The sequence below is a fragment of the Atlanticothrix silvestris CENA357 genome, from assembly GCF_016056295.1.
Classification (GTDB): Bacteria; Cyanobacteriota; Cyanobacteriia; order Cyanobacteriales; family Nostocaceae; genus Atlanticothrix; species Atlanticothrix silvestris.
In genome coordinates this window covers 1-23,509 of record NZ_JAECZB010000079.1, presented here as the reverse complement: position 1 = coordinate 23,509, position 23,509 = coordinate 1, and the positions used below count along the sequence as shown (strand labels likewise).

The following is a 23,509-nucleotide window of genomic DNA, read 5'->3' as shown; positions in this document are numbered from 1 at the left end:
ACCATGACCTGTTTTGAGTAGATAGAGTAACTGCACTCGTTCTTTACCAGTTGCAGTTTTTTGTATTGCCAGTAACTCTTTGAGTTCTTCTTGAGTTTCTTTAATTTCTAGTTTATATACCCCTGACATTGTTCATCCTTCATCTCATTAAATCTTATTCTCTCATCTGTAGCCATATTTTAGAGAATTGGTATTAGCGATCGCAAGCGCGGCGAAGCCGAACGTAAACAAGCCGAGATTGCCTTGCAACAACTGAATGCTGAACTTGAGCAACGGGTGGTAGAGCGAACCGCACAACTGAAGGAGACAAACGATCGCCTGCTCAAAACGGTGATAGAACAGCAACAAACCCAACTCATACTTTTAGAACAAGCACAACTACTGGATTTAGCACACGATACCATCATCACTCGCGACTTAAATGGGGCGATCAACTTCTGGAACAAGGGAGCCGAGTATATGTATGGCTGGAAGCAAGCCGAGGCTGTGGGGCAAATTTCATATACTCTCTTGAAAACTCAATTTCCTCAACCCTTGCCAAAAATTGCAGCAGAACTATTAGAAAAGGGCTATTGGGAAGGCGAACTGAACCAATTCAGGCGGGCGGGATGGTCAACCCATCAGTGTCGCCAGTCGTTGGGTTTTACACACAGATAATGCTGGTAAACCAATTAAGATCCTAGAAATTAACAATGACATCACAGCAAAAAAACAAGCAGAAGCAGCTTTGCGCCAAAGCGAAGAAAAGTTTCGTCAGCTGGCAGAAAACATCTAGGGTGTTGACTTTGAGAGCTTGAGGATGGTAGCTTTTCCTGCAAGAACTATGTAGCGTGTGAATGTAAATGCAAGAGTTTAAAAGCCCAAGCAGCCGATTGGTAAGGCTATTTCACAAGGGTCGAGACAATTGGAAGCTCAGAGCTTTGGAAAAACAGAAAAAACTCAGAGCATTAGAAATAAAAGTAAGAGATTTATCCGCATCAAGAGATTATTGGAAAAATCGAGCCAAAATTGCTGAAACAAAACTACACAAAGCGAACATAGAACAGAAACGTTGAATGTTGATACAAAACTTTACACAGTTGATTATACTAAGTCTACAAAGCGTGAAATTGTCAACATGACATCATCTCCTCAAACCAATGAAAATAGCTAATTTTCTGACACATACAAGACTGAATATAGCGAATTTTATCTAATAGTGTGTTTCCCCATTGTTCAGGAATACATGAAAGCTGTAAAATGAGATAAGCGATCAAACTCACATATATTTGTATCGTGATGTCATTGACGTTTTTGGTAATTAATTTGTCGAGTTTTAAGTGCATTTTTAAAAACTTCCATAACAATTCCACTCCCCAACGCAATCGATAAATATCTCTGATTTCATCATCACTGACTGCGGCTTCTCCTGACCCAGGTAAATTAGTGACTAAACGAAACTCAGTTTTCGTTTCTAAATCACAAAAGCTAACAACCCTATAGGCTTGAGCATCATCAGATGTACCAACTTTAACTAAGCCGGTTGATTCTTCAAATTCTAGCTTCCAATTATTCTTTATTCGCAGAACAAAATATTTTTTCTCCTGAACTAATTCTTTGATAAATTTTAATCCAGCAAACCACGGCAGTTGCTTCAAGTCGGGGAACCCGCCCAACGCACTGCCTCCTCTATCCATTACGCCTACAGCATCTGTTGGCAAATTCGATATCATTCTTGAACCGAATTTATAATCATGTTTATGCCCAAAGTTTATCAGGTTATCTGATGGCGTTCCTGTCGCTAAGTTCAGCGAACTAAAAAGTTTTACTTGGTGATGACCTAGCACCCATAGCAACTTACTTGTCAACGTAATAATTGTCGAATCAATTGGACAAATAGCATATTTATCGTGTAATTTTTTGTGCGTTTTACTTTGTACTAACTCATTCAATTTTTTATAGATTTCTTGGAATGGTTTTTGACTTCGATGCAAGTTAGCTTTGAAAAAAGTAGAAATATCTACTTCAAAACCTGTATTATTCAGTCTCTTAAATAAATCTCGCATACTTGTGAGGCTATTATCCAATACATAAGATAGCCAACACTCAAAGAACAGACGGCTGTTCAATACTGGATAATCTTTTTTTGGCAGATCACTCAGGATATCTTTGACAATCCTGGGAAATGATTTTATAATCATTATCAAACTAAAATATTTTAACTATTCGCCCAAATATTACCAAATTTTGGGCTATTTTTATCAGCTTTTTCTTAACGTTCAACACTTCTGGTTTTTGAGTATTTGTTTATCAACTATGAATTTGACAACTACTCTTGTCAAAGAAGCATTAGAAACAATTCGGTTTTTGGATGTTGAAGATTGGTCTGAGCAAGTTTTTGGTCAATCTATGCTCTCGAAAAGGAGAATTCTATTTTCTGCCTCAACTGACGACACAGAAACTGCATGAAAAATTTTGATAGCTTTTCCGACAAAATCAACACCCTAGAAAACATCCAAGCAGTATTTTGGATGACAGATAATCAAAGTCAGCAAGTTCTCTATGTAAGCAAGGCTTACGAGAAAATTTGGCAAAAAAGCTGTGAAAGTCTTTACCAAAACTATTCAAATTGGTTAGATGCAATTCACCCAGAAGATCGCCAGCGCGTCGAACTTGAACTTATTGAACAGGTAAAAACATCGTCATACGATAAAAATATCGCATCATTCGTCCCGATGGTTCCATTCGTTGGATTCGCGATCGCGCTTTCCCGATTAAAAATGACGTGGGGGAAATCGTGCGGATTGCGGGGATTGCGGAAGATATCACTGAATTACAGCAGATTGAGCTGATGAAGAGTGAGTTTATTGGCATCATTAGTCATGAACTCCGTACTCCTTTAACTGCAATTCGGGCTGCACTAGGCTTATTAAATACTGGTATCTACGATAAAAAACCAGACAAGTCCAAGCGGATGATTGAAATTGCAGCTATCGATAGCGATCGCTTGGTGCGTCTAGTCAACGATATCTTAGATTTAGAACGCTTAGAGTCGGGTCATGCAGTCTTAGAAAAAACCACCTGCGAAGCGGCTGATTTGATTGAGCAAGCAGTAGCAGGAGTGCAAGCGATCGCCAAGCAGCAACATATTAGCTTTCATATCCATTCCAGCAATGCTCATGTTTGGGCAGCAGCTGATGCCATTATTCAAACACTCGCCAATCTGTTGGGTAATGCCCTAAAATTTTCGCCCAATAATTCTACTATTACCCTGAATGTCCAACAGCAAAAAGATCGCGTATTGTTCCAAATAACGGATCAAGGACGAGGTATCCCAGCAGATAAGTTAGAAACAATTTTTGGTAGATTTCAACAAGTAGATGCCTCCGATTCTCGCACCAAAGGCGGCACAGGCTTGGGATTGGCAATCTGTCGTAGTATTATTGAGCAACACGGTGGGCAAATCTGGGCAGAAAGCACTGTTGGTGTCGGTAGTACGTTTTTCTTCACTCTGCCATTGCATTGAAAAAGAGAGCAGTGTTTCGACACTTCGACAAGACTTCGGCGTGAGCTCAGTCGAACGCTCAATGCATCACTACGCTTAACAAACCCAGCAGGGGAAGCAAGAAAAATAACAACTGACCACTGACAACTAACAACTAACAACTAACAACTGACACTGACCACTGACAAATGACTAAACAAGTTTTAATTGTCGATGACGAAGAACGAATCCGTGAATTAGTCCAGGCTTGTCTGGAAGATTTGGGCGAATGGGATACGTTAATGGCTGCATCTGGGCAAGAAGGCTTAAACATTGCTCAGACAGAATATTTTAATATTGATGCTATTTTGCTCGATGTCTCTATGCCTGACATGGATGGCTTTGCAGTATACGAGCAACTTCAGGCAAATGCAGCCACCCAATCTATTCCAGTGATTCTGCTGACTGCGAAAGTTTTACCAAGCGATCGCACCCGCTTTTGCCCAGATGGGAATTGCCGGTGTAATCACCAAGCCTTTTGAACCAACCACCATTTGTGAGGAAGTAGCTAATATTCTTGGATGGGAAGAGTAATTTTAAACTTTGTAACGAAATCTAGCTCTTTATTAGTTCTTTATTTTTCTAACTTATCTTTCTTATTTACAGATGAAAACTTTATTTTCACAAGAAAGATAAAAAATATATGAACACTTATCAAGTTGAACGAGATGAAGAAACAATAACTTTTACTTTGTTGCCATTCCATAGTAGCGCTCTGGGGCAAATTAAAGATCATAGGTTTGGCATTTCGGCTTTGCACCGACCAACCGTAAAAGTGCGTGTTATTGCTTTCCAACAGCAAAGTCCGTTTTTCTATTGAGTAGAGTGAAATGAGATCTGTAGGGGTGGTAAATATGACCACCAAAACGATATTGCTCATTGATGATGAACTCAATGTGCGGGAAGTTGTGGAACTCTGCCTCAAAGATTTAGCTGGTTGGAATGTAATAACTGCTGAGTCTCCATTAGATGGATTGTTTAAAGCTGCGCTTGCTCATCCTGATGCGATCGTCCTGGATTTATCAATACGCGGCATGAATAGTTTGAGGTTTATGAATCAACTCAGAAGTAATCCAGAAACTCAAGCAATTCCCGTTGTGGTATTGAGTGCTAAGGCACGGTGGATAGATTCGCAAATTCTCCAACAGTATCAAGTTGCAGGTATCATCCTCAAACCTTTTGATCCAGTTACACTTCCTATTCAGATTAGGACAATGCTGGGTTGGGACTTTATGCCAATTTGTGATTAACCCTGTTTTGTCACGTTGGCAGTAGTATAATAAGGTACAAACGCTAGAACCAAGACACAGAGTATGGTACAGCCCCGTCCAGCCGCACCAACAGTAAAATTTGTGGACGAATATTGCCAGTGGTATAAAAGCCTGTTTCCAGATGTTAGGAGTTTTGAGGCTTTTAAATATCTGCATGTAGGCTGCATTTGTGATCTAAAGCGTAAAACCCTACCAGAAATAGCAAAAATTGTAGGATTGGATAACCAGCAAGGGTTGCATCATTTTTTAACTTCCTTGGTGGAATGATGAAAAAGGCTGGAAAAATCTTCTGAACAATCTCCGCTTAATTGCCCAACCTTTTATCCTATTTAACCTGATATACCCCTGGTTAACAGTTTTTCCTATTCCCCAATTATCCTTGGGTTTTTCTAAACTTCAATCTATTATTTATAACCTCACCAGTTCAATTTTCATTTTCCTGACTCACCCTGATTTCTACTTTTCCTCTGCCTAGAGTGACAAATGAGGGTTAATAATTGCAAGTTTCATTTTTGCTTTCATAGCAATTCTCACATTTGTGAGGTACAGCAATAAATAATTAACCGCCGATAAAAGAGGCAGTGCGTTGGGGAAACAGCGCCATATTCATTTATCATTAATAATTTAAAAATACTATACATCTTAATTATATTTAATAATTCTACATTTAAAAAATCATTGAAGATACATTTTTTAAATATTTTTGGGTTAAATAAATTAAAGTCATGTTTGTATTCTTATGTTCTTCAAGCACCAATTCGTTAGTGAACTTGATTTACAGCAAATCCTGTATCAAATTAGGATATAAAAACTACACTGGTTATTATCCAGAATCCGTTCATGTTGATAAAATTTATCGAACCAGAGAAAACCGAGCTTGGTGTAAAGAAAGAGGTATTAGAATCAGTGGAGTTCCCTTAGGAAGACCTCCAGCTAATCTCAGTAAACAAAAAAAGAAACAAGCTCAAGAGGATGAAAGGATTCGTAATTCTATTGAGGGAAAGTTTGGACAAGCTAAAAGACGATTTAGCCTTGGTAGAGTGATGACTAAACTGTCTCATACCTCTATGACTGCAATTGCTATTACTTTTTTAGTGATGAATCTCTCTACTCACTTGTCACGGCTTCTTTACGCTTTTTTATGTCTATTTTTGAAAATCACACCTTTTTTCGGGTCTAATATAAATACAGTTTATACTTGAAATATTTATAGTCAACAAAACTTATCCTTAACTGGGTCTAAATAACTAGTTAACATTAAAATTGCTTTTTTCTGACTTTTTCAGCAAGCCCTAAATAACTAGTTAACATTAAAATTGCTTTTTTCTGACTTTTTCAGCAAGGGATGAAGAAGGGAAAAGGGGAAGGGCGAAAGGGGAAAGGGAACCCCACTATTTAAAAATAGGCGAAGTCTTCCGGACAGAGGATTCTGCACAAAGAGCTTCGCGGGCTTTATACCATCTGGGGAAAAGTTTTAAATTTAATTCCTTTACCCCCTATACCATTTCACGAAAAATATGATACAGATTTAACCATTGAAAACTTTGCTGCATCTAAGTTCTTTAATTGCGAATTGCGAATTGCGAATTGGTATTACCCCTTACCTTTTACCCCCTCTTGGAAAGAAACAATATTGGCATGATTCACCAATAAAACGGGATTATTCAAGCCGCAGGTGTGCGAATTTTTCCATGTTGCCGAATATGTTCAACTCACCGCTTAATTTCACTATCACCTAACTCTAGTTTCATGAGATTGTCCACCAAAACAAATAATTTTTTAGCACAGTTGAAACACGGCTAACGGCAGTATTCAGTAAAAATGAATCTTTTTTCTTGTTTCTCCCAGACCTTGCACTACTCTTGCTGATTTTTCACCATAATTTTTGAGTGTTTTTTGTTACAAAAATCCTACATTCTTTATTAGACATCTTGCATAAATACTTTGGTATTGCTGCAAATATCTTTAAAAGCTCGCGCAAAGGCAAGCCAGTGCGCCCTTGCGGTTCCCCGACTTGTAGCAACTGGTGCGCAAAGACGCAAAGGAGAACGCTAAATCAAGTTCTACATTTCAGTGTTTAAATATTCGTGCAAGAGGTCTATTGATTCTTTCGGTCAGTTACAAGCCCTATCCGCTTGTCGGTGGGGCAGTTGACCTTCGCCCTATGTGTAACACTTTGTGATGCGGAATGTGGACTAAAGCTGTTATTTAGCAATTCTACCTGAAGATAGATGTATCTATCGTTTTTTTATCAATATCTGCTATTTAAGTCAAGCTATAGAAATAAAAATATAAATTATGGTTGCATACCCGAAAAATATTGTTATATTAGTTCACATAAGGCAACAATCCTTCGTAAATCCAGTTTGGAGTGCCAACCATGACTAACGCAACCACCGCAAAAGTTACCACCCCCGTAGTTGAAGATCGCAACGCTTGGCGCTGGGGTTTTACTCCCCAAGCAGAAATTTGGAACGGTCGTTTGGCAATGATCGGCTTTTTGGCAGCAGTATTAATTGAGCTTTTTTCTGGACAAGGTTTCCTACATTTTTGGGGTATTTTATAAGTAATTAGGACAAAACCTTGTCAATAAATTAAGAAACCTGGAGTGATAGTTCACTACCAGGTTTTTATTTGTTGACTTTTGATCAGCTTTTAATTGTCATTTATTGCTGACAATTAATTACCGAATATATTCTTTGAGGACACTGTTACGATTTGGGTGACGTAACTTGCGGAGTGCTTTAGCCTCAATTTGACGAATCCGTTCACGGGTGACATTGAAAATTTGTCCAATTTCTTCTAAGGTCTTCATACGACCATCGTCCAAACCGTAGCGGAGTCTAAGAACGTCTCTTTCACGAGGACTAAGACTATCTAGGACTTTTTCTAGGTCTTCACGTAGAAGATTTTTGGAAACTTGATCTTCTGGGGTTTCACCATCAGATTCAATAAAATCGCCCAATCGAGAATCTTCTTCTTTCCCAATAGGCGTTTCTAATGAAATAGGTAGTTGGGCAGATTTAGCAATAAACCGCAACTTCTCGATGGTCATTTCCATGCGAGTAGCAATTTCTTCTTCGGTGGGTTTGCGACCCATTTCTTGAGAAAGCAGTTTGGTGGTTTTCTTAATCCGTGAGATGGTTTCGTAGAGGTGAACCGGAAGACGGATTGTACGAGATTGGTCAGCAATAGCTCTGGTGATTGCCTGACGAATCCACCATGTAGCATAAGTAGAAAACTTGTAACCTTTCTCGTGGTCGAACTTCTCAGCAGCACGAATTAAACCAAGACTGCCTTCTTGAATTAAATCTTGGAAGGATAAGCCACGATTCATGTACTTTTTAGCAATTGAAACCACAAGGCGCAAGTTTGATTGCACCATCTTATCTTTTGCCCTACGACCAACATGCAAACGATAACGAAATGTTGGCAATGGTAATTGTACTGCTTCTGCCCATTCACTATCTCTAGGATCGCGTTCTAGTTGTTCACAAAGTCTTTCCCGCACCCTTTCTAATTCCAGCAAATCGGCAATTTTTCGTGCCAATTCAATCTCTTCATCTGCCCGCAACAGACGAATACGACCGATTTCTTGTAAATAAAGGCGAATCGAGTCTTCGGTATAATGCTTTTTCTTGCTTTGTGTTCGACGACGCGATTTAGCGGCTTTTCCAGACTTTGCGTCGTCCTCATCAGACTGAGGCTCTAAAAATTCATCGTCGCCGTCATCGGTGATCAGCAAGTCCTCTTCATCCTCGATTAAGAGTTCTTCTAACTCGAGCTCAGGCTGATTCATTATTTCTAGGTCAGGCTGATATATGCTTTCGAGTACGTTGTTAGCCTGGTTCATGCCGCGTTCCTCATGCTCCTTGCAGAATCAATTACTCAAGATGTGTTTACTGCTCTTTTTTAACAGAGCTAGTTAACAACCGAAAAATAGGGTTTTAGGCTGATTTCCCTAAGATACTTTCGGAAGTTTTATTCCTCTTAAAAGAGGAGTTTTCTACTGAATGTGGAAAGTCGCAGTTAATGCTGACTTAATCACTTTAACAAAAGTAGTATGTGTTGCTGTTGCACACAACTTTTAATTGGCTAGTCTCAAAAAAGACTTGTCTTGATAAAAAAATTTACCACTCCATATATAACTAATATGACTGTTGGCATATTTCCTTACAAAGACTGTTCCGATTGTAGCCTGTTTCACAGAAATTGCACTCTTTTTGTGTATCAATCATGAAGTCATTAAGTAAGATAAAGTCACTATTATCAAAAAGACATAGGAAATGTTAGGCATGCGCTTAAATTTTTCCTAAAACTTTTTGGAATTGTAGTGAAATGAGCTTTACATGAAAAGAAAACTATAAGTGCCCTTACAGATTCTTAGGTATTATGTATAACATAATTTACTTAGATAAGGGTACTTTATGTTAACTTAGCCTCAATGTATTAAGCGACCCATTTTTACATTTCCTTCATAACTGACTTTTTTTGGAGAGTTGAGCGGGGTTTTCCGCAGGATAAATAAAGTAAGAGTGGTGATGCTTAGCTTATCTTAAGATGCTTAACCTGATGTGTGCCAACTGCCTGAACTAGGAGCTGAGGCTTTGGCAGAATCAGCTAAATAACGATTAATTGAGATTTAACTGATTCGGTCTTATTCACACATTAGCGCACTGCTGAGATTTCAACCCTATGAAACTTGACAAACTGTTCTTATTGTATCCAAGGATATTTTAATCAATTTAGAAAGGATTTAACAGTTGAGATTACAGATATTAGCCTACTTAAGACAAAATTTTATCGGATACAAGGAAAACAATAACAATTACTACTGCAATCTTGGAAGCTGATAGCAAGCTGTTATTTGCTGCTACTAACAATAAGATTAGAACATAAAGTAGTTAAAAGATTGGTTTCGATTGAGTTACTAAAGTGATATTCAGTAATATGATTGTTAAATATAATACTTTTATCCTTGGGGTAATATTGTTTAGGATATGATATCCAATCTTTAAGATATTTGGACAAATAGAATGGATATTTGCCTTATCAGCATAACAAATGCTTTTCTGGCTTGTGGTAAAAATTAACCTATAAGTTACAGATTGAAACTTTTACAGTCTACTGAAGTGCTGAAGAAATGGGCATATCTGAATAATATTAAATAAATGTTAAAATAATCTTGACAAAAAACGTTAATTATGAATTGAAATAAAAGTAAATTGATAACTTTGGCAATTCAAACTGGTATATTTTATCAAATAACTTTTATTGCTTAAAAAGACAACAGAAAGTTTTGGTATTTATTTTTACCGTGTAATTTTGCATAAAATCAGTACCATGGCAACACAGTTTGGATGTTTAAGATGCTTACAAAACAAGCGTTTCAAGATTGTAAAGAAAGATGTGACTAATAGATAGCCATGTCGGAGAGGGGTTGGGGGAGAGGTCAAATAAGACTTGTCGAACTCACGTTAGTTTAGGAGATAAAAAATCGCCCCCTGAATTCAGGAGGCGCGTCACCTAACTAAAAGTTATCTGTTTTTAGCTAGCAACATACTCTTTGACATTGGCCCGACGGCGACGCAGATGAGCAAGAGCTTGATGTTCTAACTGGCGGACGCGCTCACGGCTGAGATTCAGTCGCTCACCCACTTTTGCCAGCGACATTTCGTTGCCGTCCTCTAAACCAAAGCGCAAGGCCACAACTTCTCGTTGTTGGGGGGTCAGTTCTGCCAACAGGGTATTGAGGTCTTGACGCAAGAATTCTTGAGTGGTGTAATATTCTGGTGATGGGCCGTCATCTTCCAGCATTTCTTGCAGTTCGGTATCTTGGTTATCGCCAACTTTTACATCTAAAGACACTGGTTGACGTGCCATATTCAGATACTCACGAATCTGAGCTGGTTCTAACTCCAATTCTTTGGCAATTTCCGCAGGAGAAGGCGATCGCCCCAAGGTTTGAGCCAATTCTCGCTGCACTTTTTTGATTTTGTTCAGTTTCTCGGTAATGTGGATTGGTAAGCGAATAGTACGACCTTGCTGGGCGATCGCGCGTGTAATTGCTTGTCGAATCCACCAGTAAGCGTAAGTCGAGAACTTATAACCCCTCATGGGGTCAAATTTCTCCACACCCCTTTCTAGTCCTAGAGTTCCTTCTTGGATAAGATCTAGAAACTCCATGTTCCGCTTCTGGTATTTTTTGGCGATCGCCACGACCAAGCGTAGATTCGCTTCAATCATTTTTTGCTTGGCTCGTTTACCTTGAGCAACTGTCTGTTTGACCTCAGTTTCAGATTGCTGAACTTGTTCAGACCACTCAAGTAAAGTTGGCTCGCGATCTAGTTTTTTCGCTAAATCGTCTTTAGCATCCAGAAGCTTCATCATTTGTTGCACTTGCTTCCCAAAAACAATTTCTTGTTCACGAGTTAGCAATGGTACACGACCAATTTCCCGCAGATAGGTTCGCACCATATCAGCCGTAAATTTGGTATTCAAGTTTTCGCTTTGGGTGTTAACAGTAGGCATTGGTGCGTTTTCCTCTACATCCGTAAACACAATGAATATTTAATAACTAAGTGCATGAAAAAGGTAGTACATATATCACGGAACATAGGGCGCTACCAAAAGCAATTTGTTTGTACCTTCGTTTTCAAGAAGCCGTGTCCCTGAGATAGGTTCCCCTATATTCCCTAAATTTTTTAATCTCTTAAAAGCACGCTGGTTTATTTCCAAGAATTCTTTCTTATCCGTACTCGTTGACAGCAACGATAAAATCCGAAGTCGATATGAGTTCTACTTTTCTTATAGTAAGACAAATTAGGCAGATAGTAAAGTAGCCCATCGAAGGCTATGTATTATAATGCAAAATTGTCTGTTTGCCAAATTTTATTTTTAAGTTCCTTAATAGATCTGACTATATCTATAGTGACGGCAAAACCTGCTCTACAGTTGCTTACAAGTAGCGAGATAACCGAACTTTGCGGACTGTGATGATGGAGGGATGTTACTAAATGTTCAAACAAGAGGCAGAGTTCAAGGTTTCATGACTTTGGCTCGCTAAAAACCGAGATCGGCTTTGGCTAGTTCAGCGGCGGCGAATACTTCTTCATCTGGCTTTTCTTCCCAAGCTGGGTCGCCAATTTCTGCATAGAAGGTTGAGTCGTAAGGACGGGTACGCACCACTACGGGCATAGGAACGGCGTGACCTAAAATTAAAGCTTGTTGCTTAGAGTCTAACTTTGATAACACTGATCGCAGTCCACCAGCGCCAGATACACCAGTAAAAATTGCATCAATGTCTTTTTCATCATTGAGCAAAGCGGTGATCCGAGTCCCAATTTGGGACATAACTTCATTATCTATCCCCGATGGACGTTGATCAACTACCATCAGAGTGACAAAATATTTCCGGAGTTCGCGGGCAATTGTACCAAAGATAGTACTTTGGACAACTCCTGGGTCAAGAAACCGATGGGCTTCTTCTATAGTAATCATTAAGGGAGTTGGGCGATCGCAAGGATTTTTGCTCTGCAAAAATTTATCTGCTTTCTTGACGTAATGTTCGTGAATCCGTCTGGTGATCATATTAGTCACCAACATATAAGAGAGCATGTTGGACTGGGAACCAAATTCCACCACTACGTTTTTCCCAGCTTCTAGAGATTGCAAAATTTTACTGATGTAATTTTGGGGGCAAACTGCTCGCATATATTTTAAACTATCCATCCGCAGAAGTTTGCGCTGTAAGGACATGATTGAACCTTTATGTCCTCGCTTCTCATCGCAAAACATCTCAATTTCTTCGTTAGTCATGTTCAGCAGTTGGACAATCCAAGACTTGCCAAACTCGCTATATAGGATGTTGGCGTTATCTAAAGCTGCGTCCGACAATCCTAAATCTCGACTGCATAATTTAATATCTTCAACTTCAATTTGCTCATAACTGAGATAAAGTTCTTGAGCATCCCGCACTCCCCGGCGCTTTGTCGATTCGGGATCTAGGGTATAGACTTCAACTTTCCCAGGAAATAGTTGCTTGAGCCCTTTAACTGTATTGACGTTCTTACCTTCTGCGACTGCTTCCCAGCCATACTCAGAGTGCATGTCAAAGATTAAGTTGACTGCTGCGTTTTTGCGAATGACACCAGCTAAAAGTAAGCGCGTCAAAAAGGATTTACCAGTACCAGATTTACCAAAAACGCCATTACTACGTTCGACAAAGCGGTTTAAATCGATACAAACTGGGACATCCATGTCTAAAGGTTTACCGATAGAAAAGTTGCGCCTTTGGGGGTCATCTTCCCAACCAAATACTCGGCGAAAATCATCCACGTTGGCTTCGTAAACTTGGCTAAAATGGCTGGGAATAGTTTTAACTGGCAATAATTCCATCGTGGTACTGGTTTGGGGCTGAAATGATGCCAAACCTGTGGTTGATGGTAAAAAGGGATTAGTCGATTTGCCATTATGCAGCGTCAAAGATTCATCAGATTCGGGAGTGAACATCAACATCGGTGCGAGGTTGATAGTTCCATAAGTACCGCTTCCGGCTAAAACATCTCGTAAAAAAGTGTCTTCCCAACTGGGGGGATTAGCAATAATGCGCGCGTTAGCAGTTCCCAGCGCCACATCTGTCAGCATACAGAAAAAACGCGATCGCATCCCCTGCACAACTAAAAACTTACCTACCCGCATATCTTCAACAGAAATATCAGGGTGCAATCGCACTTCTAATCCCCCAGTCAGAGAACCTTGAATTACCGAACCTAATGGTAATGGTTGTGCCGAATTCATTTGGTTAGTTAATAGTCATGAGTTAATAGTCATTAGTCAATAGTTAAATTTTCCTTGGAGGGGCTAGAGACTAGGGACTAGAGTAGTGTAGTGTATTCTATCTCTATTAAAACTGCTATGTTGATCAATATCTTCGCCAATTTACGAAGGTGAGATGATAATGCTTCAACCATTAATTCCTATTTGTTTGAGGATTGGCAAAAATAATCAGTCCTAAAAATTCCTTTAAGGTGTCCCACAAAGATTTTTTAATGTATTAACGGCAGGATAAGGGTTTCAGATTCAAAACTACCTTTTCATCGAAACGCTGATGTATGCTGAATTTTGCCACTGTTGCCAAAATTTATCTAGGCTCTTATTTTGGCAAAGGTATTGATTATCTAATCGATTTGAATTGCAGTAGGGGCGCTTCCAGATCCAGGTGTAGCGATTAGCGGTTTACGAAATTGGGCATAGAGGCGATCGCGCCAGGTGAAAAATGGTTCATAATCAGGATTATGTCCTAATGAAGGAACTCCTCTACCTCTGATAGATGCAGGTAAATCTAGATATGGCCCTTCAGGAAACTTCAATAGCATTGACAAACCTGCTACTGCCAAGTCAGCTAAAGTTGGTTCATCCCCAGTTAAATAGGGACTATCTGCCAATAATAAAGTCAGTGCTTCTAAATCTTGCTTTAAGTCGGCGATCGCTGATTTGATTACATCTGGACTATAACCTACTCCAAGTCCCAAAACTGTGAGGAAATCAGTGGGTACTCCGCCTACTAGAGTTTTAAGTACATCTGGTGTAGAGGTGGGTAATAAAGACTTACGGAAATTTTGATCTTGACTAATTGCAGAAAATAAAGCTTTTCTACCTTTAATACCTATTGATTCATCAGCCCATTCTTCCATCAATAAACATAAACCTTTTTGCTTTGGGTCTTTTGGTATCAGTGGGCGTTCCGGATATTGTAAGTCTAAATACTTAGCTATTTCTGTGGAATCAGCAATATATTTATTACCATCTTTCAATACTGGCACTTGTTTTTGACCAGTGAGTCGGAACAATTCTACTTGTCCAATTCCAGGCGTAACCTCTATTTTTCGGTAATCTAGCCCTTTAAAATCTAAAATCAGGCGTACTTTTTCCGAGTATTGGGATAGTTCCCATTGGTATAATTCCAACATATTGATACCTGATAATTAATTGCACAATCAACTTTATTATTGTATCTTTAGTTTCAGCTATTTTCTGAGTCAACCAATCAATTTATTGCCAGAATATTTATCGGCAAAGTCTATTTTTTTGACAACCTAGTTGATTTTGTCAAAATAAATATGCTTTATCTTGTGAGAATCTCAACTAATTTAGTTAATGGACTAAACAGGCATACATAAGCTTAATTTATTATTTTTTCAGTATTACTAGTCAAGTTTGTTTCTATCGCTTCTAGCATACTTGTTCTAGGATTTTTTAAATTTACCTAATTTATTCTGAGAGTCGAGGAACTTTTTCTTGATCAGCCTACGTCTCATATAGATTAGCACCTTTTGATAAGTATGCAATTACCCCAAAGATAAGTAGCTAATTTAACAAATTTACTGAATTTTACTGTGAGTTATTTCAAACTTGTAGTTATGAAATTGCTACTGGTACAATTTATTTCTCCAGTAACTCGCATTATTTTAGGATTAGTCTGACATGAGGAAAGGTAAAAATTATGCTGTAAACAATGATTCAGTAAAGCTGAAGAGTAAATTTTTTCAATTGAAATTACCTTGAGTTAAAGATCCATGATCATAGAGTTTTACAACCGCATCATATTTTTGCCAAAAAATCTTGCTTCTATGGTTAGATTTTGTGGGTAGCAAAATGTTATAAGTCTTTATGTAACTTGTGTAAAATCAAAACAAACAAAATTTATGAAGGCAAATTACAGCAAATTGTTGAGCAACTTGGCCAGTGTAGTAGGAGTAGCGGGCGTTAGTTTTCTGATAGCTTTGCCGTCTGGAGCAAAAGAAGCAACAAATCCTAACCCCAGTATTTTTAATGAAGCTCCTTATACCCGAAGTCAAGTTGAGCCTGTTTCAGAATTAACCAAAGAAAGCACCAAAAGCAAAAAGCAAGTAGCGCAGGGTGGGGGAAACAGCCCATTAAATCCTCGACCCAGTATTTTTGATGAGCCTCCTTATAACCGTGGTAGTCAGACTACACCTAGTGAAACTACACCCACTCCACCAACTACTACCCCAGAAGCGACACCTACCACACCCCCGTCTGAAGTACCAACTACTGAAACCCCTACTCAAGACAAGACCTTGGTGGCGATCGCAGAGTCAAACGGTTCCTTTACAATGTTAACCCAGGCATTAAAAGCAGCTGGACTGACGGATACTCTGCAAGGTAAAGAAAACTTCACAGTTTTCGCACCTACTGACGCTGCCTTTGCTAAATTGCCACAAGACGCGGTGCGAGATTTGTTGAAGCCAGAAAATAAAGAAGTACTAGTAAAGCTTTTAACCTACCATGTTGTGAGTGGTAAGGTGTTGTCCACCGATTTAAAATCTGGTGAAGTAAAAAGCATTGAAGGTGGTGCCATCAACGTCAAAGTTGATCCTGCTAATGGCGTAACTGTAAATGATGCCAAAGTTGTGAAGGCAGATATTACAGGTAGCAATGGTGTAATCCATGCAATTGATCAGGTAATTTTACCTCCTGACTTGTAAGACTACAGCGTTAATTTTATCTGTAGCAAAAATAACTTGAAAATAAAAATATACCCGTTCAAATCTAACATTTGAACGGTTTTTTGTATCTAGACCCTGTAATGCAGATATATTCTCGATTTTCTGGAATGTGCTAGATGAGTCTGGTAGTCATTTTTGCAAATTAAAAATGTTGCGATCGCTACCGATTTTAATTGTTAGGGCTTAGGATGGCTATGTATTTTTTTACAGTATAAATATGGCACAAACTTTTTACGTAAATCCAGTAACAGGAATTGATACCAACCCTGGTAATCAACAAACCCCATTTAAAACAATCACCCAAGCCCTTAAGGTTGCCACAAACGATACCAAAATTCAACTTGCAAATGGTAATTACAACGCCGCTAGTGGGGAAGTCTTTCCTCTGACGGTTCCATCTGGGGTAACTGTGGTTGGTAACGAAATCAACAAAGGTAACAGCATTTTAATTGAAGGAAGTGGTAGCTACCTCAGTCGCACTTTTGCTGGTCAAAATGTCACCTTCGTCTTACAAGATAACGCCGAACTTCGGGGTGTGACAGTCACCAATCTAGCTAGTCGGGGTAGTGGTGTCTGGATTGAATCAACATCTCCTACCGTTGCTAATTGCACCTTCACCCAGTGCAAACGTGAAGGAGTCTTTGCTACAGGCGATGCTAACCCAGTTATTCTCGGTAACGTGTTTAGTGAGAATGCTGCCAATGGGATTGCGATCGCTAAAAATTCCCAAGGTAAAATTCAAGGTAATACTTGCTATAAAACAGGTTACGGTATTGCCATTAGTGATGCAGCATCACCCATACTGATAGATAACAAAATCTCTGAAAATCGCTCTGGAATAGTTATTTCTGGTAGTGCGCGTCCTGTATTGCGTAACAATCTCAGTGAGAATAACACTGATGATGGTCTAACAATAATTGCAAGTGCGTTACCAGATATTGGTAGCACTAATAACCCAGGCGGGAACATTTTACGTAATAACGGTAAATTTGATGTGCAAAATGCCAGTTCCAACAAGCTGGTTTCAGTAGGTAATCAGATCAATCCGTCTAAGGTCACGGGTAATATAGAGTTTGCAGATAGTCAGGTTCCAACACCAACTCCGACACCAACACCAACTCCAACCCCAACACCAACACCAACTCCAACTCCAAATCCTATCGAATTAAGTGATATTGGTAATCATTGGGCATCTGTATTTATTCGAGAGTTAGTCAAACAGGGAATAGTAAACGGTTTTCCCGATCGCACATTTAAACCCGATGCTACAATGACGCGGGCACAGTTCGCAGCTTTATTAATAAAAGCTTTCAACCCACCTGCCAAACGTGCTGCTATCAAATTTAAAGATGTACCAGCAGACTTTTGGGCATCCAAAGTAATTCAACAAGCATATCAAGGGCAATTCCTCTCTGGTTTTCCTGACAATACCTTTAGCCCCAATAAAAATATCCAGCGTGTGCAAGTGATTGTCTCTTTGGTGAATGGAATCGGGTTAGGGTTATCTGGTGATGTTGCAACTGCTATCAAGGCTTTTGATGATCAAACAAAGATTCCTGACTATGCCAAAGATGAGGTTGCAAAAGCTATAAATAAGCAGATTATTGTTAACCACCCAAACCTTAAGCAACTCAACCCTACCCGCGATGCTACACGCGCTGAGGTAGCGGTAATGGTGTATCAAGCTTTAGTTGATGCTGGTCGTGTAGCGGCGATTAATTCGCCTTATATTGTAACTGGTTGATTACGCTACGCAGGTTAGTTGTTATTTGTCAGTTGTCAGTTGTCAGTTGTTAGTTGTTAGTTGTTAGTTGTTAGTTGTCAGTTGTTAGTTGTTTATTCCACTGACTACTTACCACTGACCACTGACCACTGACCACCGATTACCGACCACCGACCACCGACCACCGACCACCGACCACTGACCACCGACCACTGACCACTGACCACTGACAAAACTCTATCCTCTTGTGGGTAGAGTTTTTATAATGCTGTTATAACTACTCACACAGAACGGCTGCAAAAAAGCGATCGCTATGCTTCAGTATCCTCATCTCGAACAAGCGCTAAAATATCACTTCGGTTACGATCAATTCCGTCCCGGACAACGGCAAATTATCGAAGATGCGCTGCAAAATCGGGATTTACTGGTGGTGATGCCTACGGGTGGGGGAAAATCTCTGTGTTTTCAGCTACCAGCATTAATCAAAAAAGGTTTAACGGTGGTAGTGTCGCCGCTAATTGCTTTGATGCAAGACCAAGTGGAAGCACTGCGAAATAATAATATTTCTGCCACATTTTTAAATAGCAGTCTGAATGCTTATAAAGTGCGATCGCGTGAAGAAGCCATTCTTAAAGGTAAAGTTAGATTACTCTACGTCGCCCCAGAACGTCTTTTAAGTGAAAGATTTCTCCCATTTTTAGATTTAGTACATCACGAAATTGGTATTTCTACCTTTGCTATTGACGAAGCACACTGCGTTTCGGAGTGGGGACACGACTTTCGTCCAGAATATCGCCAATTAAGATCATTACGGAAACGTTACCCTAATATTCCCACTATTGCCCTCACCGCCACAGCTACAGATCGCGTCCGTGGTGATATTATCCAACAATTAGGATTAAAGCAACCTAGTATCCACTTGGCCAGCTTCAACCGTCAAAACCTTTATTACGAAGTTCGTTCTAAAACTAAATATGCTTATGCAGAATTATTAGAATTAATTAGAGAAATTGACGGTTCAGCAATTATTTATTGTTTGACTCGTAAAAAAGTTGATGAACTTACCTTTAAACTGCAAAATGATAAGATTTCGGCTTTGTCTTATCATGCCGGATTAACTGACGAAGAACGTTCCACAAATCAAACTCGATTTATTCGAGATGATGTGCGCGTGATGGTGGCAACAATTGCTTTTGGGATGGGAATTAATAAACCTGATGTGCGGTTAGTAGTTCATTTTGATTTACCCCGTAATTTAGAAAGTTATTATCAAGAATCTGGTAGAGCCGGAAGAGATAGCGAACCCTCGCGTTGTACATTATTTTTTAGTTTCAGTGATATTAAAACTATTGAATGGAGTATTAACCAAAAAACCGAACCTCAAGAACAATTAATTGCCAAGCAACAACTAAGGCAGGTAATTGATTATGCTGAAGGTACAGATTGCCGCCGTACAATTCAACTAAGTTATTTTGGCGAACGTTTTCCGGGTAATTGTGGTAACTGTGATAATTGCCGTTATCCCAAACCAATCCAAGACTGGACAATTGAAGCCATGAAGTTTTTATCTTGTGTGGCGCGTTGTAAAGAAAGATTTGGGATGTTGCACATTATTGATGTGTTGCGGGGTGCCAAAAATCAGAAAATTACTCAATACGAACACGACAAACTTTCTACTTATGGTATTGGCAAAGATAGAGGTGTAGATGAGTGGCGAATGCTGGGGCGATCGCTTTTGCATCAAGGTTTGCTAGAACAAACTAGTGATGGTTACTCTGTTTTGAAACTGAATGCCTTGAGTTGGGAAGTCATGAAGCGCCAGCGCACAGTTGCAATTGCGGCTCCAATAGTACAAAAGATTACCTGGGAAGAAGGAAGTGAAAAAGCCGTCGAAGCAGAAATATTATTGCAGAAGTTGCGATCGCTCCGCAAACAACTTGCTGATGAACAATCTGTCCCACCTTATGTTGTCTTTCCCGATTCTACGCTGAAATTAATGGCGCAGGTACAACCTCAAACCTTAAATGAGTTTGCTAAACTTTCTGGGGTAGGTAGTCATAAACTTGCCCAGTATGGTCAGAAATTCCTGGGAGAAATCAAAGCCTATCGCCAAGAACAAGGCATACCAGAACAACCCGATAGCACCACAGCTTTTAAAAATTTACCTACCGACACTGAATTAACAACTTTAAAATTGCACCAACAAGGTTTGAATATTGCTGCAATTGCCCAAAAACGCAACCTCAGCCCTTCGACAGTTTTTAATCACTTAGCAAAATTAATTGAAAAAAATCAGCCTGTAGATTTTAATCAGCTAGTACCGCTAGAACATCAACAAAAAATTTGGCAAGTTTTAGAAGTGCTTGGTGATATCTCACTGACTCCTATTAAAGAACAACTTGGTGAAAGTTACACCTTTGATGAAATTCGCCTCATGCGGGAAAAGTGGCGGCGTGAAAATCGTAAGTAAGTCAATTTTTCTGACCTACATTTCTATAATTATCATCCTCTGACAAAATAGAGCTTGTAGTGCGATGATGCAAACACTCATTGGAGGCGATCGCCTGTCTTAACACTATCACTAGAAGTGCGATCATCGTAGTAAAGTATTTAGATGCGTAGATGCAAAGCGGCTTGTCGCTAGACATCACCTTTACGAGAGTATGATTATCCTGGATGCGTAGGCGTAACCCGTCGTAAACATCGCCCATAAGTGAAGAAATTTCTGCTTTACTTGCATCATTGATGAGTGTAAGTCAATGGGTTTATATCTACTATTTATGGCGACCTAATTTAAAAGACGAAGCTGACAATCACTTAATTGAATTAGCAGTTGCGGGAAATGCTCAAATTATTGCCACTAACAATGTCAAAGATTTCCAAAATACTGAATTGTTATTTCCTAACCTATCAATATTAAAACCTGAACAAATGATTAGGAGTTAAAAAAAATGGCAACTTTAACCATTCGTTTACCAGACGATAAGCATAATAGATTGAAAGAACTTGCTCAAGCCAAAGGCATCAGTGTCAATAAATTGATTGAAGAACTCTCCACAATAGCTTTAGCAGAATTTGATGCCCATACAAGATTTAAAGCAATGGCTGCAACTGGCAACCCAAAAGAAGGCTTAAGAATACTGGCTAAACTTGATGCCCTGACAGAATAGAGCTTGTAGTGCCATGATGCAACCACTCACCGGAGGCGATCGCTCATAGTAAAGTATTTAGATACGATCGTCCTTACAAGAATAAGAAAATAAGGGTGCGATCGCCTGTCTTAACGCTATCACCAAGTACGATCACTATTCGGATTTTGGTAAAGGTTATTAGAAATGTCAAGGATAGGGCTAAGATTAATTTATATAGGTAGATAGAAAGTCTAAATATGTTGAATGCGGTAGAGTTTCAAGCAAAGATTCAAAATGGTTTGTAAGGATTCAGGTAGCAGAGTATTGACAAAGGGGACAGTTGAGGAGGAGTATCACAGATATGAACCAAAACCTGCCTCAAGATTTAGACCGAGAAAGCTTGAACCAGTTATCGAAGGAAGAACTGGTAGAGATAATCATTGAGCAGAACAAGGTAATACGTGAGCTACAGAAAATTATCTACGAACTACAGCAAGAAATAGAGCGTTTAAAAATCAGCAGAGATTTGGATAGTTCTAATTCATCGAAACCACCATCACAAGACATTCACAAAAAGAGCGAAAACAAAAAAGTTCCTCCTCAAGAGGAATCAAACCAGCCGAAAAAGAAACCAGGTGGGCAACCAGGATATCAAGGTAAGACTCGTAAAAGTTTTGGCAGAGTAGACCGTTATGAAATCTTACGCCCAGAGAACTGTGTTTACTGTGGTCAAAAAGCATTTGCGTCTGTGGCAGTAAAAGTAGAAAAACACGCGGTAGCGCAATTAGTGGAACGACCCATAGAAATAGTTGAGTATCAACGCCAAACCTGTGTGTGTGAGTGCTGTGGAAATGTACAAACAGCAGCTTGGCCAGAAGATATTATCCCAGGACAAGATTTAGGGGTGAAATTACAGGCATTTTTAGGGTGGGCAAATAATTATGCACATATGCCCTATGAAAAACAGCAGGAAATGTTGTGGGAATTGGGTCAAATTGAAATTGGTCTGGGAACTTTAATCACCACCAAATGAACGAATTCAAACAGCGATTCAACCAAGTATTACTGAGTTAAGTAATTGGGTAAAACAGACACAACCTAACGTTCATGTGGATGAAACACCTTGGTCTGTCAAGGGAGTTAAAGAATGGTTGTGGGTAGTTGCCAATTCTGAGTTTTGCCTGTTTACTGCGGCTGATACTCGTTCTAGAGCCGAATTAGAGACAATTTTAGGAGCTAAATATACAGGGGTACTTAGCAGCGACGATTTTAGTGTTTACAATGGTTATGCTGTAACTGACCAACAGAAATGTTTGGCTCATCTACGCCGTCACTTCAAAAAATTAATTCAACTTCCAGGTCTTCACAACCAAGCTATTGGTGAAGCGTTTGTTGATTTAATTGATGAAGCTTTTAGAAGTTATGCTCAATGGTTTGAAACTCTTGACCAGAACAGTTACAACGATTGGGTCAATCAATTCAAATCTAAATTGCAACAAACACTTAATCAGTGGATTGACCTTGCAGGAGCTACCGCAGGCCGACTTTTACGCTCTTTACGCTCTTTACGCGATAAAGCTCATCAATGGTGGTATTTCCTTGAGTATCCTGAAATTCCTCCTGATAATAATCAGGCTGAACGCTCACTTCGTTTGGCTGTGACAAAACGCAAGGTTAGTGGTGGTTCCCGTTCAATGAAGCGGTTTCAACACACTGCCAATTTGTTGACGGTAGTACAGACTTGAGGCAGCGCGTTGGGCGGCTCTGCCGACTTGAAGCGACTGCCGTGCCGTCGTCAAGGTAGGTCTGTCATTGATTTTTTTGCACAAGCTCTAATTGCTGACTCTAATCATAGTCTGTCTCGTCCTTCTTTGCTTCCCCAATATTAGACCTGAATCCCTGAAGGGGTGACAAAGAAGCTACAAAGCAGACTGGATAAGAGACATAGCACGTAGACCCTTGCGAAAATAGGGTAGTTTACTGGGCTTTAAACGCATTAAATCATGAGCTAAATCAGCCCAAAACTCCATTGCACCCACCCATAATTGGCCATACAAACCAACCCAAAATGCGCTATGTCGGCGATGTAGTCGGTTTAATTCCTTCAGACGACCAATATATTTTTGTAATCCCATTTGACGAGAGTTACGACCTGCTAAAACAGCACAAGTATAGGCGATAGCAATTAATAAAATCAGTGCCATCAATCGTTGACCATCAGCAGAAGTAGATTCAAGATTATAGCCACCAGTCTTGCAATCACGGAACATGGCCTCAATGCCACTGCGCAACTTAAATGCTTTAATGGCATCGGCAAGACTATCTAGATT

General features: G+C 39.5%; 18 protein-coding genes and 5 pseudogenes. 16 read left to right on the top strand and 7 right to left on the bottom strand.

What is annotated here, in order from left to right:
- Nucleotides 1–243 precede the first annotated feature (243 nt).
- The gene (locus I8751_RS20050) at nt 244–657 is read left to right on the top strand and encodes a PAS domain S-box protein (RefSeq protein ID WP_214440872.1); all 414 of its coding nucleotides are present in this window, start codon (nt 244–246) and stop codon (nt 655–657) included.
- A 455-nt stretch (nt 658–1,112) separates the two neighbouring features.
- On the opposite strand, the gene I8751_RS20045 is transcribed toward I8751_RS20050, so the two are convergent.
- Nucleotides 1,113–2,180 (bottom strand): IS4 family transposase, encoded by a 1,068-nt coding sequence (locus I8751_RS20045; RefSeq protein WP_214440871.1) that lies wholly within the window; start codon nt 2,178–2,180, stop codon nt 1,113–1,115.
- Between the two features lie 115 nt (nt 2,181–2,295).
- Between I8751_RS20045 and I8751_RS20040 the strand changes: the two genes are divergently transcribed.
- From I8751_RS20040 to I8751_RS20000, 9 genes and pseudogenes are all read left to right on the top strand, one after another.
- A complete protein-coding gene (locus I8751_RS20040; protein WP_214440873.1) occupies nt 2,296–2,448 on the top strand; it encodes a hypothetical protein in 153 nt (50 codons plus the stop codon).
- On the top strand, nt 2,445–2,831 hold the full coding sequence (locus I8751_RS20035) for a PAS domain-containing protein (protein WP_214440870.1): 387 nt from the start codon (nt 2,445–2,447) through the stop codon (nt 2,829–2,831). The genes I8751_RS20040 and I8751_RS20035 overlap by 4 nt, the downstream gene beginning before the upstream one ends.
- Entirely contained in the window at nt 2,723–3,505 is a 783-nt protein-coding gene (locus tag I8751_RS20030; protein WP_404800443.1) for a sensor histidine kinase, read from the top strand. The genes I8751_RS20035 and I8751_RS20030 overlap by 109 nt, the downstream gene beginning before the upstream one ends.
- A 167-nt stretch (nt 3,506–3,672) precedes the next feature.
- A pseudogene (locus I8751_RS20025) lies at nt 3,673–4,057 on the top strand (response regulator).
- Nucleotides 4,058–4,166: 109 nt separating this feature from the next.
- Nucleotides 4,167–4,343 carry a hypothetical protein gene (locus I8751_RS20020; protein ID WP_214440868.1) on the top strand — a complete coding sequence of 59 codons (177 nt, stop codon included), beginning with the start codon at nt 4,167–4,169 and terminating at the stop codon, nt 4,341–4,343.
- 34 nt (nt 4,344–4,377) lie between these two features.
- On the top strand, nt 4,378–4,773 hold the full coding sequence (locus I8751_RS20015) for a response regulator (protein WP_214440867.1): 396 nt from the start codon (nt 4,378–4,380) through the stop codon (nt 4,771–4,773).
- Between the two features lie 63 nt (nt 4,774–4,836).
- Nucleotides 4,837–5,049 (top strand): annotated as a pseudogene (locus tag I8751_RS29770) (IS701 family transposase); the annotation flags it as partial.
- A 548-nt stretch (nt 5,050–5,597) separates the two neighbouring features.
- Nucleotides 5,598–5,996: pseudogene (locus tag I8751_RS20005) on the top strand (transposase); the annotation flags it as partial.
- Between the two features lie 1,178 nt (nt 5,997–7,174).
- Nucleotides 7,175–7,360, top strand: a complete 186-nt coding sequence (locus I8751_RS20000) for a chlorophyll a/b-binding protein (RefSeq protein ID WP_214440866.1) — start codon at nt 7,175–7,177, stop codon at nt 7,358–7,360.
- Between the two features lie 117 nt (nt 7,361–7,477).
- On the opposite strand, the gene rpoD is transcribed toward I8751_RS20000, so the two are convergent.
- From rpoD to I8751_RS19980, 4 genes are all read right to left on the bottom strand, one after another.
- Nucleotides 7,478–8,647, bottom strand: coding sequence for an RNA polymerase sigma factor RpoD (rpoD, locus tag I8751_RS19995; RefSeq protein WP_214440865.1), 1,170 nt, complete (start codon nt 8,645–8,647; stop codon nt 7,478–7,480).
- Nucleotides 8,648–10,341: 1,694 nt separating this feature from the next.
- Nucleotides 10,342–11,325, bottom strand: a complete 984-nt coding sequence (locus tag I8751_RS19990; RefSeq protein ID WP_214440864.1) for an RNA polymerase sigma factor, RpoD/SigA family — start codon at nt 11,323–11,325, stop codon at nt 10,342–10,344.
- Nucleotides 11,326–11,856: 531 nt separating this feature from the next.
- On the bottom strand, nt 11,857–13,593 hold the full coding sequence (locus tag I8751_RS19985) for a helicase HerA domain-containing protein (protein ID WP_214440863.1): 1,737 nt from the start codon (nt 13,591–13,593) through the stop codon (nt 11,857–11,859).
- Between the two features lie 380 nt (nt 13,594–13,973).
- On the bottom strand, nt 13,974–14,765 hold the full coding sequence (locus tag I8751_RS19980) for a glutathione S-transferase family protein (protein ID WP_214440862.1): 792 nt from the start codon (nt 14,763–14,765) through the stop codon (nt 13,974–13,976).
- Nucleotides 14,766–15,500: 735 nt separating this feature from the next.
- Here I8751_RS19980 and I8751_RS19975 point away from each other — a divergent pair.
- The 3 genes from I8751_RS19975 (at nt 15,501) to recQ (ending at nt 20,518) form a co-directional block, all read left to right on the top strand.
- On the top strand, nt 15,501–16,304 hold the full coding sequence (locus I8751_RS19975) for a fasciclin domain-containing protein (protein WP_214440861.1): 804 nt from the start codon (nt 15,501–15,503) through the stop codon (nt 16,302–16,304).
- 238 nt (nt 16,305–16,542) lie between these two features.
- Complete coding sequence (locus I8751_RS19970; protein WP_214440860.1) at nt 16,543–18,069, top strand: DUF1565 domain-containing protein; 1,527 nt, start codon at nt 16,543–16,545, stop codon at nt 18,067–18,069.
- A gap of 292 nt (nt 18,070–18,361) precedes the next feature.
- Nucleotides 18,362–20,518: a DNA helicase RecQ gene (gene recQ, locus I8751_RS19965; RefSeq protein ID WP_214440859.1), complete on the top strand. Its 2,157-nt coding sequence runs from the start codon at nt 18,362–18,364 to the stop codon at nt 20,516–20,518.
- A 1-nt stretch (nt 20,519) separates the two neighbouring features.
- Here recQ and I8751_RS19960 read toward each other — a convergent pair whose 3' ends face one another.
- Nucleotides 20,520–20,759 carry a hypothetical protein gene (locus tag I8751_RS19960; protein WP_214440858.1) on the bottom strand — a complete coding sequence of 80 codons (240 nt, stop codon included), beginning with the start codon at nt 20,757–20,759 and terminating at the stop codon, nt 20,520–20,522.
- Between I8751_RS19960 and I8751_RS19955 the strand changes: the two genes are divergently transcribed.
- From I8751_RS19955 to tnpC, 3 genes and pseudogenes are all read left to right on the top strand, one after another.
- A complete protein-coding gene (locus tag I8751_RS19955; RefSeq protein WP_449658080.1) occupies nt 20,758–20,994 on the top strand; it encodes a PIN domain-containing protein in 237 nt (78 codons plus the stop codon). The genes I8751_RS19960 and I8751_RS19955 overlap by 2 nt on opposite strands.
- Before the next feature lie 5 nt (nt 20,995–20,999).
- Nucleotides 21,000–21,218, top strand: coding sequence for a toxin-antitoxin system HicB family antitoxin (locus tag I8751_RS19950; protein WP_214440857.1), 219 nt, complete (start codon nt 21,000–21,002; stop codon nt 21,216–21,218).
- 322 nt (nt 21,219–21,540) lie between these two features.
- Nucleotides 21,541–23,068: pseudogene (tnpC, locus tag I8751_RS19945) on the top strand (IS66 family transposase).
- A 30-nt stretch (nt 23,069–23,098) separates the two neighbouring features.
- On the opposite strand, the pseudogene I8751_RS19940 reads toward tnpC, so the two are convergent.
- A pseudogene (locus I8751_RS19940) lies at nt 23,099–23,509 on the bottom strand (IS4 family transposase); the annotation flags it as partial.